This window comes from Streptomyces sp. NPDC020489 (assembly GCF_044386545.1).
Taxonomy (GTDB): Bacteria; Actinomycetota; Actinomycetes; order Streptomycetales; family Streptomycetaceae; genus Streptomyces.
On the sequence record NZ_JBIRUZ010000013.1, the window covers coordinates 189,426 to 204,112 of the forward strand.

At 73.8% G+C, this 14,687-nt stretch carries 11 protein-coding genes; 9 read left to right on the forward strand and 2 right to left on the reverse strand.

Features of this window, described 5'->3' with window-relative positions; translation table 11 throughout:
- Positions 1-8 precede the first annotated feature (8 nt).
- Both ACH41F_RS31170 and ACH41F_RS31175 read right to left on the reverse strand, forming a co-directional pair.
- Positions 9-1,859, reverse strand: a complete 1,851-nt coding sequence (locus ACH41F_RS31170; RefSeq protein WP_391236908.1) for a hypothetical protein — start codon at positions 1,857-1,859, stop codon at positions 9-11.
- Entirely contained in the window at positions 1,856-3,982 is a 2,127-nt protein-coding gene (locus ACH41F_RS31175) for a hypothetical protein (RefSeq protein ID WP_391236911.1), read from the reverse strand. The genes ACH41F_RS31170 and ACH41F_RS31175 overlap by 4 nt, the downstream gene beginning before the upstream one ends.
- A gap of 205 nt (positions 3,983-4,187) precedes the next feature.
- Here ACH41F_RS31175 and ACH41F_RS31180 point away from each other — a divergent pair, with 205 nt between their 5' ends.
- The 9 genes from ACH41F_RS31180 (at position 4,188) to ACH41F_RS31220 (ending at position 14,685) form a co-directional block, all read left to right on the forward strand.
- Positions 4,188-5,054, forward strand: coding sequence for an effector-associated domain EAD1-containing protein (locus tag ACH41F_RS31180; protein WP_391236914.1), 867 nt, complete (start codon positions 4,188-4,190; stop codon positions 5,052-5,054).
- Complete coding sequence (locus tag ACH41F_RS31185) at positions 5,051-5,806, forward strand: hypothetical protein (RefSeq protein WP_398838456.1); 756 nt, start codon at positions 5,051-5,053, stop codon at positions 5,804-5,806. Before ACH41F_RS31180 ends, ACH41F_RS31185 begins: the two co-directional genes overlap by 4 nt.
- On the forward strand, positions 5,803-7,053 hold the full coding sequence (locus ACH41F_RS31190) for a ThiF family adenylyltransferase (protein ID WP_391236920.1): 1,251 nt from the start codon (positions 5,803-5,805) through the stop codon (positions 7,051-7,053). Before ACH41F_RS31185 ends, ACH41F_RS31190 begins: the two co-directional genes overlap by 4 nt.
- The gene (locus tag ACH41F_RS31195) at positions 7,050-8,507 is read left to right on the forward strand and encodes a ubiquitin-conjugating enzyme E2 (RefSeq protein ID WP_398838458.1); all 1,458 of its coding nucleotides are present in this window, start codon (positions 7,050-7,052) and stop codon (positions 8,505-8,507) included. The genes ACH41F_RS31190 and ACH41F_RS31195 overlap by 4 nt, the downstream gene beginning before the upstream one ends.
- Positions 8,497-9,549, forward strand: coding sequence for a JAB N-terminal domain-containing protein (locus ACH41F_RS31200; RefSeq protein WP_398838460.1), 1,053 nt, complete (start codon positions 8,497-8,499; stop codon positions 9,547-9,549). Before ACH41F_RS31195 ends, ACH41F_RS31200 begins: the two co-directional genes overlap by 11 nt.
- Positions 9,497-10,399, forward strand: coding sequence for a hypothetical protein (locus tag ACH41F_RS31205; RefSeq protein ID WP_398838462.1), 903 nt, complete (start codon positions 9,497-9,499; stop codon positions 10,397-10,399). The genes ACH41F_RS31200 and ACH41F_RS31205 overlap by 53 nt, the downstream gene beginning before the upstream one ends.
- Positions 10,396-12,333, forward strand: coding sequence for an AAA family ATPase (locus ACH41F_RS31210; RefSeq protein ID WP_391236931.1), 1,938 nt, complete (start codon positions 10,396-10,398; stop codon positions 12,331-12,333). Before ACH41F_RS31205 ends, ACH41F_RS31210 begins: the two co-directional genes overlap by 4 nt.
- Positions 12,334-12,661: 328 nt before the next feature.
- Positions 12,662-13,816: an AAA family ATPase gene (locus tag ACH41F_RS31215; protein WP_398838464.1), complete on the forward strand. Its 1,155-nt coding sequence runs from the start codon at positions 12,662-12,664 to the stop codon at positions 13,814-13,816.
- A 62-nt stretch (positions 13,817-13,878) separates the two neighbouring features.
- Positions 13,879-14,685, forward strand: coding sequence for a hypothetical protein (locus ACH41F_RS31220; protein ID WP_391236936.1), 807 nt, complete (start codon positions 13,879-13,881; stop codon positions 14,683-14,685).
- Positions 14,686-14,687: the final 2 nt, after the last annotated feature.

A 14,687-nucleotide genomic window follows, 5' to 3' on the forward strand; every position in this document is an offset into this window, starting at 1 on the left:
GCCTCTCCTCAGGACCAGGGGTCGCGGCGGGCCGGCCCACGGCCGGGTCCGTCGTCCGGCCGGGCGGGCAGGTGCTCGCGGAAGTACTGCTGGACCACGGCGGCGAACACGGTGTCCTGCGCCCGGCCGCGGCGGCAACTGTCCGCGAGCGCCTGGAGCAGATACGGCGACGGGGTGCGGCCCGCGGCGTCCAGGACCTCCAGCACCTCGCGCTGACCGGGCGACTCCCCCACCGCGCACAGCAGCACGAGCCGGTACAGACGCACCGCCTGCCAGGGGTTCTGGGGTGCCATCCGCTCCACGGCCGCCGCGAGGAAGCCGGTGCGGCGCAGCATGTCGAAGGGGTCGCGGCGTTCGCGTCCGGCGTCGCGGCGCCGGGTGGAGTGCTCCAGGAGGGTGCGGGCCTGGTCCGGTGCGACGCGGCTGACGCGGTCGATCTCGCTGAGCAGGTCGGCCATCGCGAAGCGCTCCACCATCACCTTCATCATGTGGTCCAGCGCGGCCCGGGAGACGCCGATCTCCTGGGCGGTGCGCAGCAGGGGCAGCACGTCGAAGCTGGTCCGGCGGTGTGCGGCACGCTCCATCCGCTCGTGCAGGACGCGCAGCGCCACCCGGTCCTCGGGCGGCCGCACGGCCAGCTCGCGCACCAGGTCGGGGACGCCGTCGGCCGCGCTGTCGAGGCAGCGGTGCAGGGCCCGGGTGTGGATCTCCGGCCGGAGGTGCCGGTAGGGCTCCAGTTCGAGGGTGTCCGGTCGCCACAGGGCCACGAGACGGGCAAGCCGGCCGTCGGTCATCCGGTCCAGTTCCAGCTGCACCCGAGGCAGCGAGGCGGGGCTGCGCAGGTAGGCGGCCTCCTTCTGCGTCAGATCGCCGTCCGGGGCGGCCTCCAGCAGACTCGTGACGTCGCTCATCAGGCCGGGGGCCACCTGGTGCCCCGCGGCCCACTCGCGGATCTGCGCGGAGTTGCCCAGCGGTCGTGCGGGCGCCAGCCGGGCCAGGCCGTCCTCGCCGCGGCGCCGCCGGAAGGCGACCAGCCGGGCGGCCTGGTCGCGCAGCGGTCCGGCGGGCCCCGGGTCGGCCTCGGCGTCGATGCGGCGCCGGTCCGGCTGGGGGGCGCCGGCGCTGTCGCGTCGTAGGAAGACGAACTGCGGCAGTTCCCTGGCCCCGTCGTTCTCCTCGCGGGTGGCGAAGCTCCAGTCGCTCTCCACGACCCGGCCCAGGAGTCCCGCCAGGGCGTGGACGACGACCTCGCCGTCGACGGGCGCGCCGAGCACGGTCAGGGGTGCCCCGGGCTCCTCCATCAGGGCCTCGGCGAGCCGCAGGAGGAGCTCGTCGGGGAGGTCGGCGGCCGCCGTGTCGAGGGCGTCGAGGAGCCGCTTCTCCTCCAGGAGGAGCCGGCGCAGCAGGTCCAGTGGGACGCGCTGCGGTTTCTCCGGGGGTGTGGCATGCGAGCCGGGGCCGTGGAGGAGGGCGCCCTGGCGGATCTGCGGGGGCAGCCAGTCGTCCCAGTCGCTGCGGCACACGGCGAGGGCGAGGTGGAGGTCGATGGCGGTGGCGGGGCCGGTCAGGACGTGGGTGAGGGTGGAGCCGGCTCGGCCGTGCGGGTCGCGGACCGGGAGCTTGCGCAGGACGGCCGCCTCGGGGCCGTGGCGCAGGTAGACGAAGCCGGGGGTGGTGTCGCCGGGGTGGTCCTGGGTGGCCCACACCATGTTCTCGATACGGCTGTTCCAGCGCAGCAGCTCCTCGCGGTCGAGGGAGGTGGCGACGGGACCGACGTCGCCGCGTCCGGTCAGGGAGCGCTCGGACCAGCGGTAGACGGTGATGTCGGCGCGCGGGCCGCCGGGTGCGGGCGGGTTCATGTGCGGGGGCCTCCCGCGCGCAGCAGGGCGTCCGCCGCCGGTCCGGTCATGACGCCTTTCATCGCGAACAGCGCCAACAGTGGTCGCAGCACGCGGTGTTGACGGAAGAGCGCCTCGTCGAAGCGGCGGGCCGCCGCCCGGTCGCCCTGCTCGCGAGGGCCGGTTCCGGTGGCGGAGGCGAGGTGCAGGGTGGAGCCCTGGCATTCCCCGGCGAGCTGGAGCCAGTCGCCGCCGCCACGGGCGGCGAGGAAGGCGTACACGTCCTCGCTCTCCTGCTCGACGGTGCTCAAGTCGCTCTCCGCGTCCGGCTTCTCGTGCAGCCAGTCGTCGATCTCGCGGTAGCCGCGAAAGCGCAGCAGATCGCTCTTGGTCACGACCAGCGCGCACGGCACCGACAGCAGCGGGACGGCCGGGTCGGCCTGCTGGCGCAGCCGCTGGCGTACGTGCTCGAACGCCGGGTCGCGTCCGGTGGTCCCCTTCTGCGAGGTCAGTCCGGGGATGCGGGTGGGGTCGACGACGCACAACAGGGCGCTGAGCCGGTTGAGGAAGTCCGCTTCGCGGCCGGGGCGTTCGAGCCGGCCGCCGGCCACGTCGAAGAAGATCACGCTGTGCGATCGGCCGGAGTGCTCGTCGGTGACGACGAGGCCGGTGGCGTAGCGCAGGTCGGGCCGGTCGGGGGTGGCCCGCAGCTCCTCTCGGCGGTCGACGAAGGGTGCGACGACCTCGTTGAGGTACTGGTGGTAGCGCTGCGGGTCCAGTGCTTCCACGCGCAGTCCGTAGTGCCGCATGACGGTGGTCCTGCGCGCCTGGTCGATGATCGCGGCGAGCAGATGGGACTTGCCGGTGGAGGAGGCGCCGACGAGTCCGATGCGCACCGGTTCGGTGCCGAACATGGGGTAGCGGTCGGGCAGTTCGTGGCGGGGGACGTCGTCGTTGCCCGGACACACCACATAGGTGCGGGCGAGCTGGGCGTCCCGCTCGGCGTCCGAGTGCAGGGGCAGGTCCGCCTCGGGCACCATGTCGCCGGACGCGTCGAGGACGACCCGCTCGGCGGTCTGCCAGTTCAACGCCCGCAGGCACATGGGGCATTCGACGGCGTCGAGGCCGTGCAGCGGACGGTCGGGCAGGATGCGCAGGCGCCGCGCGGTCCTGAGCCACCAGCGTGCCGGTCGTACGACGGCGACGGACCGTCTCGCGCGCAGGTTCCCGGCGCCTGCGTGCTGCCGGGCGCGCAGCGCGCGGAACTCCTCGCGGCCGCGCCGGACGCGCTCCCGTTCGCGTTCCGCGAGGGGCCGCTCCAGCAGGCCCTGCGGCACGGCGCCCTCGGCGAGTCGGCGGGCCAGTTCGCGGGCGGGCGGCGAGATCGCGGACCCCAGCGGGAACGCCGCGCGGATCAGGTCCTGGAGCCAGTTCTCGTGCCCCTGCCCGACGAGGCTGTGCAGGTACCCGGCGGAGGCTCCGCGCGGCAGTGTCTCGCCGGTGGCCATCCAGAACGCCACCAGGGCGGCGCTGAGCACGTCCTGGTCGGCGGCGGCGAGGACGCCGGGCCGGAAACCGGGGGCGTCCCACTGGGTGGCGGGACGGTCGGGCAGCGGCTCGGTGGCGTACACCGCGCCCTCCAGACCGGCGAGCTGGAGCCCCTCGGCCTCGTCCCACCACAGGTGTGCGGGGCTGATCCGGCCGTGGACGAGCCGCGCCTTGTGCAGGGCGGCGACGGCCTCGAAGAGGTCCTGGACGACCGCGCGCAGCCGGGGTCCGTGCAGCCGGTCCGGGGAGTCGAGGTCGGCGAGGCGTTCGCCGCGGCAGTCCAGCAGCAGGCGGTGTGGTTGCTCCGGGTCGGTGCAGGAGTGCGCGAGGACGCGCGCGAGCTGCCGGGGCACGTGCGGTCCGTGGAAGTCGAGGACGCTGCCGAAGAGTTCGACGTGCCGCCGCATCTGCCGCTCGGCCTCGGGGCCCGTCGCCTCCTGCACCATGACCGGATGCCGGCCGGGCATCCGGCGGTAGCGGCGCACCCGGTAGGGCGGCAGTTCGAACCGGGCGCGTTCCCCCGTCTCCGCCTCGAGGGCGAAGACCACCTCTTCTCCGTCTCCGGAGCCGGGCCGTCGCCCCCGGAACTCCACCACCCCGTGTCTCCTCCCCCGTAGACCGAGCTGAAGACCAACTATCACAGAACGCTGCCCGGTCGGGCCCCGCTTCAGGCAGAGCATCTGAAGGAGTGCACGCGCCGCGCGCACTGCCCTGACGGTTGATCAACTCCGGTTCGGGGAAGCCCAGTCGGAGATCGGATCGGGCCGGTACAGTCGAGGCACGACGAGTAAGGGGGCGCTCGTGGCGGCACTGACGGCCGGACAGCTGTACCGCGACGGGGTGCTGCGTACCGTCGCCACGCTCTACGCCGATCCCGTCGAGGCCCAGCAGCTCCTGTACCGACTGGGCGCCGACCCGGCGCGGCTGCCGCACTTCGGGGGCGCGCAGTCCCCGCTCAACACCTGGTTCGAGGTCTGCCGGAGGATCGAGCACGGGGCCTTTCGCTTCACCCTGGAGGACCTGCTCGCGGAGGCGGCGCGGGACTATCCGGGCAACCCGGCACTGCGCCCGGCGGGTTCCGAGCCCGGCGCCCCGCCGGCCGAACTGACCGTGCTGTGCCTGCTCGCGGGGCCGAAGGAGGCGTCGAGACTCCAACTGCGCCAGGAACACCGCACGATCACCGAGGCGGCCCTGCGCGGGCGCGAACGCACCCTCGACATCCGGCTGTCGGCGGCGACCCGCCGGCAGGACGTGGTCCCGGCGCTCACCGAACACAAGCCGGACGTCCTGCACTTCGGCGGGCACGGCGCGCCGAGCGGCCATCTGCTGCTGGAGGAGGACGACGGCTCGGTCGCCCCGGTCGCCGCCGAGGCCCTCGCCGCGGTCCTCGACGCCGTGGGCGGAGTGTCGGTCGTCGTCCTCAACGCCTGCCATCTCGGCCGCTACGGGGAGGTGCTCGGCGCCCACGCGCGGGAGGTCATCGGCTCCCCCGAACGGCTCGCCGACCAGGACGCGCTGGCCTTCTGCCGGGGCTACTACGCGGCACTCGCCCTCGGCGCGTCCTGGCAGGGCGCGTTCGACCGGGGCCGGGCGGCCGCCGGTCTGGGCCCGCGCGGACTGCCGGACCTGCGGCGCCTGGTGCGCACCCGGGAGGGCGACACGGTATGACGGACCCACGGCCCCGCACCGTCAGCGTGCACGTCCCGCGGGGCGTGAACGTGGCCGAGCGGCGCCGCCGCAGCCAGGAACGGGAGCGTGCGGAGACCGGGGCGGCGACCGCCGACGGCCCGAGCGAGGCGGCGTACGCCTTCCTGCTCGGCCAGGCGGGCGGGCGCCGCGACTCCGAGGCCCTGGCCGACCGGTACGACGAGCCGGGCGCGGAGGTCACCGTCGTCACCTCGCAGCTGCTGCGCAAGCTCGGTTCGGCCGGCACCACCTGCCCCGTCTGCCACCACTCCTTCCGCCTCGGCGAGCAGATCTCCATAGAGCGGGCCGAGAAGCGCACGGAGAGCGATCCCGGGGTGGTGCTCAAGCACCGCAGCCGGCTCCTGGACTGCCTCAACCCCGAGGCCCTCGACCAGTCCTCCGCGACGGCCGCGCAGTTCCATGCCGGGCTCGACGAGGCCAACCCGCCACCGCCGGAGCTGTGCACGGTACGGCTGCACCGCGACCACCCTTTGCTGCGGCTGCACCCCACCCCGGGCGACGGAGCGCCCACCCGCCACCGGTGCTGGGTGTGCGGCCACACCTTCCGCCCCGACGAGGTCGTCATCCACTGCACCTGCTCACCGCACGCCCCGACCTGCGCCAGCGCCGTCCACCGCGACCCCGACCACGGCCTGGTCTGCTACGACGACTGGAGGGCCCAGCATCCGGGAGTACCCTGCCTGATGCTCAACTCCCTGCGGGACAGCCGGTGAACGGGGCAGAGGGGCGAGCGGCGGCCACCGGGGACGAGGGGCACCCAGCGGACAGGACCGCGAGGCCCCCGGCCCACGCGCGGCCACCGCTGGCCGGTCCTGCGCAACTCCCCGCAGACGAAGGCCGATTCGAGCGGCACGCCCTGATCCCCGGGTGGGACCAGCGGCGGCTCGCCGGGGCGACCGTCGTGCTGGCGGGAGCCGGCGCCCTGGGCAACACGGTGGCCCAGACGCTCGCCCTCGCCGGTCTCGGCCGCCTGGTGGTGTGCGACCCGGACACGGTCGCCGTCAGCAACCTCAGCCGCTGTCCGCTGTTCCGCCCCGCGGACGTGGGCCGGCCCAAGGCACGGGTGCTGGCCGAGGCTCTGGCCGACCTCGCCCCCGGCACGACGGTGGAGGCGCGTGAGGCGCCCCATGTCTCGGGTGCCGGTCTGGCCGAACTGCGCGACGCGGTCCTGGTGGTGAGCGCGCTGGACAGCCGGGCGGCCCGGATCTCGCTCGCCGGGCGGTGCACGCTCGCCGGGACGGGAATGCTCGACGGCGGTACCCACGCATGGGGCGGCGAGGTGTCCTGGTGGCCACCGGGCGGCCGCTGCTGGGCGTGCGGCCTCAACCCGGCCGAACGGGCGGTTCGGGACGACCCCTGGTCGTGCGCGGCGCCCGGTCCGACCGACGCGGTGGGCGCCTCCGCCCCGGTGTCCGCGCTGGTCGGCGCCTGGCTGGCGAACGTCGCCGTACGACTGCTGCTGGGGCTGTCCGTACCGGGGGCGCCGCTGCGGATCGACGCCGCCGGCCTCGCCGTCCCCCTGTCCGGGACCGCGCCGCGCGACCGCCCCGAACCCGACTGCCCGCTGCACGAGCGGCTTCCCGACGACGTCCCGGTGCTGCCCCTCGGCCAGGACGCCACGGTGGAACGGCTGTTGAGCCATGTCGGCATGCACGAAGAGCCCCTCACCTGGGCAGGATTCAGCAGGCCGGTGCGGCGGCGGTCGGCGGTGCCCGCCATCACCTCCCGGCTGCGGTCCGCGCCCGCCTCGGCGCGGCTGAGCGCACTGGGGGTGGCGCCCCGCGAAGTGCTGCCGGTGGCCCGGCGGGACGGATCGGGTCTGCGGTACGTGGAGTTGGCGGGCCGGGTCGGTGAAGAGGGCACGCCACGCGGGGACTTGGCCGAGTGGGCGCCTGGAGCCGACGCACGGCCGGGTGAGTCGGCGCGGGGGCGCCGGGTGACGACGGAGGGGGTCCGGTGAGGGACGAGCTGTACAACGAGCTGGAGCGGGTGATCAACCCCCGGGAGGGCGAGATCATCCTGCGGACCATCGGCTTCCCCGAGGCCCGGCTGCCGTCGGTGGACGCGACCGCCCGGGTCTACTGGTCCGAGGCACGCCGGATGATCGACGCCGGGGTGCTCGTGGACGGCGAGGCCCGGCTGGCCCGCGCGGTGCACAACGAGTACCCGGGCAACACCCTGTTCAGCGCCTCGGTCGCGGCACTGGAGCCGGTCACCGCGCCACCGGCGCCGCACCGCGCCGAGGCCCATGCCCCACGTTCCGGCCCGGTGCCCCACGCGCAGCCGGGCTCGGAGGCCTATCCCACGCTGGTCTTCGTGTGCAGCACGCACCACGCGGACTTCATCGACGAGGTGCGCGACCTCGACCCGCGCGCCGACCTGTTCTTCGTCAGCCAGGGCGAGGACGCCCAGGTCGGACAGATCGCGATGTCCCTGACCGCCGAGCTGACGGACAACCAGATCGACGCCCTGCGCGCCGGCTTGCTCGCCGCCGGCGCCCCGCCGGACCTGGAGATACTCCAGGAGGTGTACGACCACCGCCCGTATCTGCTGGAGGCGCTCCGGGTCAACGGCCCCGACCAGCAGCCGTACGATCTGGCGGGCGTACCGTCGATCACGCCGGTGCGGGACATCGCCGCGGCCGTACTGGCCCACTACGAGGGCCGGATGGGCCGTCGCCCGCGCACGGTCGTCGACCACCAGCAGGCGGACGGCAGCTTCCACCGCCTGGACCCGGCGCAGTCCCTGCACGAGGCCGGGGTCCGCGAGGGCGAGACCCTCAACGTCTATCCCGAAGCCACCGCGGGCAACGCCCAGTTGCGGATGCAGGCGATCATCCGGGTCCGCGAGGAGATGTACCGCTACGCGGACCAACACACGGACTTCGAGATCGTCGACACCGACGACCCGGAGTTCCCCACCGACTACGAGATCCGCTTCAAGGGACCCGGCCTGCGCCTGCCGGACCAGCACGGCGCGCACACCCTGCCGCGCCCGGAGCGCCAGGAGAAGCACAACGCGCTGATCCTGCTGGGTCCGGACTTCCCGCTGGTCGCCCCGGCCGTCTTCTGGCTGAGCCCGATCTTCCACCCCAACATCAAGGGACCCGATCCGCAGTACCCCCAGGCCGAAGGAGCGGTGTGCCTCGGCGTGCTGGCCCACTCCTGGCGGCCCGCCCTCGACTTCGGTCAGCTGTGCCAGATGCTCGTGGACATGGCTGGGTATCGTAACTACGAGATCACGGACAGTTTCAACCCCGTCGCGGCGTACTGGGCCCTGACCGAGGAGGGCGCGGCCATGATCGAGGCCCTCGGGGGCAAGCCGCCGGTGGCGGCCCCTCCTCCCGACGAGGGCGCGCCGCGTGTGGGCGCCTTGCGGATACGGCCCACGGACGGGGTGGCGGATGGCACTTGACGTCGAGCTCTTCCGCGGCGAGGCACGGCAGTTGGTGCACACGGAACCCCTGATCGCGCTGCTCAAGCCGGCCTTCGAGGCGGAGACGGCACCGTTCGGGGGCCGCCCCCGCTTCGTCCTGATGCTGCGCAACGACCCCGGCCCCGACACCTACCGCGGAGACCTTCACCTCACCAACCTCCGGGCCGACTTCGGATACATCCATGTCGCCATCCGGATGGAGGGCCGGGTGGTCCACCAGAAGCCCTACTCCGTGAACGGTCTCGTCGGCCCGATCCTCGCCCGGCTGGCCCGCGAGATCGCCCCCGAGGAGCGCCACTGGGCGTTCCGCATCGCGGGTCTGCCCTCGCCCGAGGACCTGCCCGAGGACGCGTCCGAGGGCGGGACGTCCGCCCAGCGGCTGCCCCCGGTGGTGGACGGCACGGACGACATCGACATCTCCCGCTCCACCCGGCTGGCGTTCGGTATCCGTCCGGCGGCCGAGCCCCAGATCCCGCTGCTGGACCTGGCGGAGTACGGCGTCGAACTCGCCGACACCAAGGCCCCGGTGACCGTGCTGCTCGGAACCGGGGTGCGACGGCGGCTGATGGAGATGGAGTTGTCGACCGAGATCGAGGAGGGCGGGTTCCTCATCGGGCGGGCCTTCCGCCGGACGGACGCCCCGAAACTGCACGCGGTGATCGTCGACGAGGTGCTCCCGGCCGAGCACTCGGGGGCCTCCCTGACCCACTTCACGTTCACCGGTGACTCGTTCGGCGCGATGAACCGGACCCTCGGCGACCGGCAGCTCGTCGGCTGGTACCACACGCACCTGTTCCAGACCGAGCGCACCATCGGCCTCTCCCGCACCGACATCGACCTGCACCGGGACACTTTCCGGCGCCCCTGGCAGGTGGCCGCCCTCATCAACATCACGGCCCGGCGCCGGATCCTCACCTGCTACGCCTCCTCCGACGACTGGATGGCCCCCTGCCCGATCCGGAACCTCGATGACGACGCTGACGAACGCCGTAGTACACGTCCTACACTGGGCCATCACTGAGCCGGCGCCCGGCGGCCCACCGGCACCGCCCCCGACCACCTCGACCAGGCCGCACGGCACCGCGGACGATCCCGTCGCCCTGCTGGAGCGGCTGGCCCGGATCACCGCCGCCCGGCTGCGCCTGTCCGACCCGCCGCTCGGCGACCGCGGGCCGACCGGCCTGGAGCCGCTGATGATCGCCGCCGCACTGGCCCTGAGGGACGACCCGGCGACCGCCCGCCAGGCGCTGTTCGGGGTGAGCGGTGCGGGCACCGTACGGGATCTGATGTGTCGTCATGGCCTGGTCGTGCGAGCCCTGTCGGCGGCCCCGATCGACGCAGGGCTGCGGACGGAGTTGCTGCGCGCCTCCCCCGTCACCGCCCTCTTCGACCATCCCCCGCCGGACCTGCGGGAGCGATGCGGACAGCTGCTCGACCGGTTCCTCGACCACACGGAAGGGCGGCGCACCGCGGTCGCGGCCCTCGCCGCACCACCGTCCGCACCGGAGACCGCCCGGCACCGGGCGGCGCTGCTGCGCGGATTCCGCTTCACACCGGGGGAGAGAACAGTCGTGTACGAGGTGTACGAGACGGCGCTGCTGCACCACGGCGAGCACTACCACCGACGCACCGACGACCTGCGGGAGTTGGCGCGCGACAACCCGGCGCGGCTGCTCGCGGACGACGAGCGCGGCCGGTGGGCGCGGGCCATGCTCGACTGGTGGGAACCCCTGGCCGTTCTCGCCGCGCGCCATCCCGAGGAGCTGCGCCACCGCAGGATGCTCCGGGGGTACCGCATGGGCGTGTCGCTGCACCGCGTCTACGGAAGGGCGCGGGAGTTCGAGGGACTGCGCGAGGTGCTGGACCGATGACCCGACCCCTGCGCCTGGCCACCGCGGACCACGGCGACCGGCTGGACCTGCTCGGTGCCGCGGGCGACCGGACCCTGCGGGAGGTCCTGGCCTCCTGCGAGGTGTGGCTGCTCGACCCGCTCGACGCGGAACTGCTGGAGCGGCCCTGGTCGGAGTTCGGCCCCGACATCCGACTGCGCACCGAACTCGCGCCGGGCACGCCGCTGTTCGCGCCGCCCGGGGTGCGGTCACTCGTCAAGGACGAGCCGGCACCCGAGGCCGCCGGCGCACAGCCCCCGGCTGCCGCTGTGCAGCCCTCGGCCACCGGTGTCGAGTCCCCCGTCGGCCCCCAGCACGCCGCCCACCCGGAGCGGATCACCGACGCCGAGGCCGTCCGCCTCGCCTACTACCCGCAGATCGAGGCGGTCGCCTCCCTGCTGCGCAGCGGCCTGCCCGTCCTCGTCATCAGCGAGAAGCTCGTCGTGACCCACCTGTGGGAGGAGATGGTCACGCTCGCCGGGTGCCGCGGCATCCGCCTGGACGACGACTCGGCCGAGGACAGCGGCAGCGGCGGGGGCGGGGGCCCCGGCGGCGGACGCGGGGGCCGTCCCTCCGACGATCCGGTCGCGGACATCTCCGCCGCGTCGATGAACACCCGCCAGCGGCGTCTCGCCCGACTCCGCGTCCAGCTGGAGGAGTTGAAGGAGGGCGACGTCATCGTCCTGACCCACCTGGACCTGCTGGCCGGCAGCGCCGACCTCGGCCGCCACGCCGAGGCCCGCGAGCTGGTCGAGTTGCTGTACGCCTTCCCGGACCAGCTGGTCCTCGCCTTCGCCGACCCGACCCTGGAACTCCCGCCGGTCCTGGCCGAACGGTTCAGCTCCCGGCTGACCCTCAGCGGACTGCCGCCGAAGATCGACGCACCGGAGCACCAGGCGACCCCGCTGGGCGTCGCGTTGGTCACCCGGGAGGAGGCCGAGACCTTCGCGGGGTTCGATCCGCGCGAGTTCTACAAGCACGTCGCCGGCATGAACCCCGTACGGCTGCGGCAGGCCATGCGGTACGCCCACGAGCGGCACCGCGATCTGCCCGACCGCGCCACGCACCACGACCTGCGGTCGACCCTGCTGACCTTCAAGGCCCAGCAGTCCTCGCACTTCGAGGTGCCGAACGTGACGCTGGACGACATCGGCGGCTACGAGGAGGTCAAGGCGGAGATCGCCCGGACCCTGGCCATCATCAGCGGCGCCCAGAGCCTCCCCGACGACATGGAGGAGGTGCGCTCCGAACTGGTCCCCCGCGGCATCATCTTCTACGGTCCGCCCGGCACCGGTAAGACCCTGTTCGCCAAGGCCATCGCCAACGGCATGAACGCCACCATCCAAGTGGTGTCGGGGCCCGAGGTCACCGACATGTACGTCGGCGAGAGCGAGCGCAAGGTCCGCGAGATCTTCGCCTCCGCGCGGCGCAGCGCACCCTCCGTGATCGTCTTCGACGAGATCGACGCGATCACCATGGAGCGCAGCAGCCGCCCGGACGGCGGCACCCGGGCCGGCAACAGCGTGGTCGCGCAGATCCTCACCGAGATGGACGGCTTCCGGCCCGAGGTGCCGATGCTGGTGGTCGGCACCACCAACCGCATCGACATCATCGACAAGGCGCTGCTGCGGCCGAGCCGCTTCCGCTCGATCGCCATCTCGCTGCCCGATGTGTCGGCCCGCCGCGCGATCCTGCGCCACCACGCCCAGCGCTATCACATCCGCCTGGACGACGAGGTGCTGGAGCTGATGGCCGACGCCACCGCGGGCCGCAACGGCGACGAGCTGCGCTCGCTGATGCGGGACGCGTTCGTCGGCCGGCACATGCACGGCATCGAACCGGACGCGCGCCGCCTGGGCTGGCTGGTGGGCCGGCTCCAGCAGGGGCGTCTGGAAATGATCTCGGAGCGCCGATGACGCCGCCGCACTCCTGGAGCACCGATGACCCCGGCCCGCCGCCGGACCCGGGGCCGCCGCTGGACCCGGGGCGCACGACCCCCGGCCCGCCGCCGCACTCCCGAAGCACCGGTGCCCCCGCCCTGCCGCCGGGCCCGGGGCGCACGACCCCCGCCCCACCCCCGCACTCCCGGAGCACCGATGCTCACGCCCCACCGCCGGGCCCGGGGCACATGCCCCCCAACCCCGTAACCGCCCCCGGGAAAGTGCCGATGCCCCCAACCCCCGCCCCCCGCCCTCCCGGCGGCCCCATGACCCCCACCCCCGCCGCCACACCCCCGGAGGGCCCATGACCGCGACCCCCACCGCCGCGTGGAGCGAGGAGGACCTGTCCGCCGTGCGGCGGCTCAAGGCGCTCGGGCGCAGCGTGGAGCAGCACTTCGTGGGGCGGCGGGTCGCCCTGGACCTGCTGGAGGTCGCGGTGATCGCGCATGAGCACGTGCTGCTGCTCGGCCCGCCCGGCACCGGCAAGACGGACCTGGTCAGCCGGTTCGCCGCGGGTCTGGGGGGCCGCCCCTTCGTCCGGTTGCTGACCCGGTTCACCGAGCCGGCCGAGCTGTTCGGGCCGATGGACGTCGCCGCCTTCCAGGCCGGCGCCCAGTACCGATTTCGTACCGAGGGCATGCTGCCGACGGCGCGGATCGCGTTCCTCGACGAGATCTTCCAGAGCGGCAGCCCGATCCTCAACACCCTTCTGACGGTGATGAACGAGCGGGTCTTCCACAACGGCCACGACATCGAGTCCGTCCCGCTCATCACCCTCGTCGGCGCCGCCAACAGCCTGCCGCAGGACCCGTCCCTGCTGGCCTTCGCCGACCGGTTCCTGCTGCGGCTGACGATCCCGCCCGTGGCCGGCAACCGCCTGGACGAGCTGCTCGCGAAGGGGGCCGCGCCGGGCCGCGCCGCCGACGGTGAGGCGCACAGCTGGATCGACCCGGCCGCGCTGGGCCGGCTCGGACGTCAGCTGGCACACGCCGATCTCGGCGCGATCACCCCCGAGTACGCCGAACTCGTCCGCGAACTCCTCGGCCAGGGCGTGACGTTGTCGGACCGCCGGGTCATCCGCGGGCTGCGCCTGGTGGCGGCCGCCGCGCTGCGGGCCGAGCGCGTACGGGCCGAACCCGCCGACCTGTGGCCGCTGGAGCACTTCTGGTCCGACCCGTCCCAGGCGACGGTGGTCCGGGAGGCGGTGCGGCGCCGTACCGGCGTGCCGGGCGAGGATCCCGACGAACCGGCCCGTGCCGCGCGGCGCCTGGTCTCCGAGGCGCGGGTCCTCGGACGTCAGGTCGACGCCGGCGCACCGCCCGCCGCGGTGGAACGGGTGCTGCGGCAACTCAACGCCCTGAGAATGGAGTTGAGACACGCGGTGCCGGGCGACCGGGAGGCCCAGGGGGAGGTCGCGCGTATCATTGACGAGACTCTGAAACTGCTGGACCAGGGCTGACGCACACCGAAGGGCGCGCCTCAGGCACGCCCCGCTGTGGACATGAGGGGGACTGCGGCCAGATGTGCAATCCGCGCAGGGTCCGTGTCGAGGCCACCCGGGAAGTCGTGGAGGCGTGGGAACTCGCCCTGGAACGACGCGTCGACGTGAGCGACTCCGTGGTCAGCGAGCTGGAGGTGCGCCATCCCTTCGGCGGCACGCTGGGCCGGGCCACCCGCCTTGTCTTCGAGCACACGCTCGCCACGGCCGAGGGCTGGCACGAGGAACACGGCGGCCATGTACTGCCCCTGCCGGACGGCCGGGTCCGCTACGACCCCGGTACCGGCGAACTCGTCGTCACCGCCCGCCTCGAGGACACGGTGACCGTCGAGGGGCATGCCGCCGAGACCCTGCGGGGTGCGGTGCGGGAAGAGGCCACGGGCAGCGCCGAAGGGCGGTACTACGCCGACGGGTTCGCCGGTCGGACCCTCGAAGTGGCCGAGCGCGAGGCGCAGGTGGCGGCCGAGGCGGACGCGGTGCGCCGGGCCCGCGAACTGGCGGGCCGGCTGCGGATGCAGGCGGACCAGGAGTCCGCGACCGCCGCCGCGGCGGCGGAGTCCCGGCTCCAGCGCGCCGCCCACGCCGACGCCCGCGACCGGCTGGCCGAGCAGCGGGAGCGGGTACGCGCCGAGCTCGACACCCGCAACCGGGAGCGCATCGCCACGCTCGGCCGGGACGGACTGCGGGCCGTCAACGCCGTGTTGGCCACCGCCTACCGGCAGGCACTGCTCGACTTCGCCCGGCAGCACGGCGCGACCGGGGTCCGGCACGAGGAGTCCGAGGACGGCATCGCGATCGAGTTCGAGCTCGACCTCGGAATGGAGAACTGACC

Excerpts from the sequence above, each read along its gene's own strand:
- ACH41F_RS31170 (WP_391236908.1), bottom strand. The coding sequence starts at position 1,859 with ATGAACCCGCCCGCACCCGGCGGCCCGCGCGCCGACATCACCGTCTAC.
- ACH41F_RS31185 (WP_398838456.1), top strand. The coding sequence starts at position 5,051 with ATGACGGACCCACGGCCCCGCACCGTCAGCGTGCACGTCCCGCGGGGC.
- ACH41F_RS31200 (WP_398838460.1), top strand. The coding sequence starts at position 8,497 with ATGGCACTTGACGTCGAGCTCTTCCGCGGCGAGGCACGGCAGTTGGTG.
- ACH41F_RS31205 (WP_398838462.1), top strand. The coding sequence starts at position 9,497 with ATGACGACGCTGACGAACGCCGTAGTACACGTCCTACACTGGGCCATC.
- ACH41F_RS31210 (WP_391236931.1), top strand. The coding sequence starts at position 10,396 with ATGACCCGACCCCTGCGCCTGGCCACCGCGGACCACGGCGACCGGCTG.
- ACH41F_RS31215 (WP_398838464.1), top strand. The coding sequence starts at position 12,662 with ATGACCGCGACCCCCACCGCCGCGTGGAGCGAGGAGGACCTGTCCGCC.
- ACH41F_RS31220 (WP_391236936.1), top strand. The coding sequence starts at position 13,879 with ATGTGCAATCCGCGCAGGGTCCGTGTCGAGGCCACCCGGGAAGTCGTG.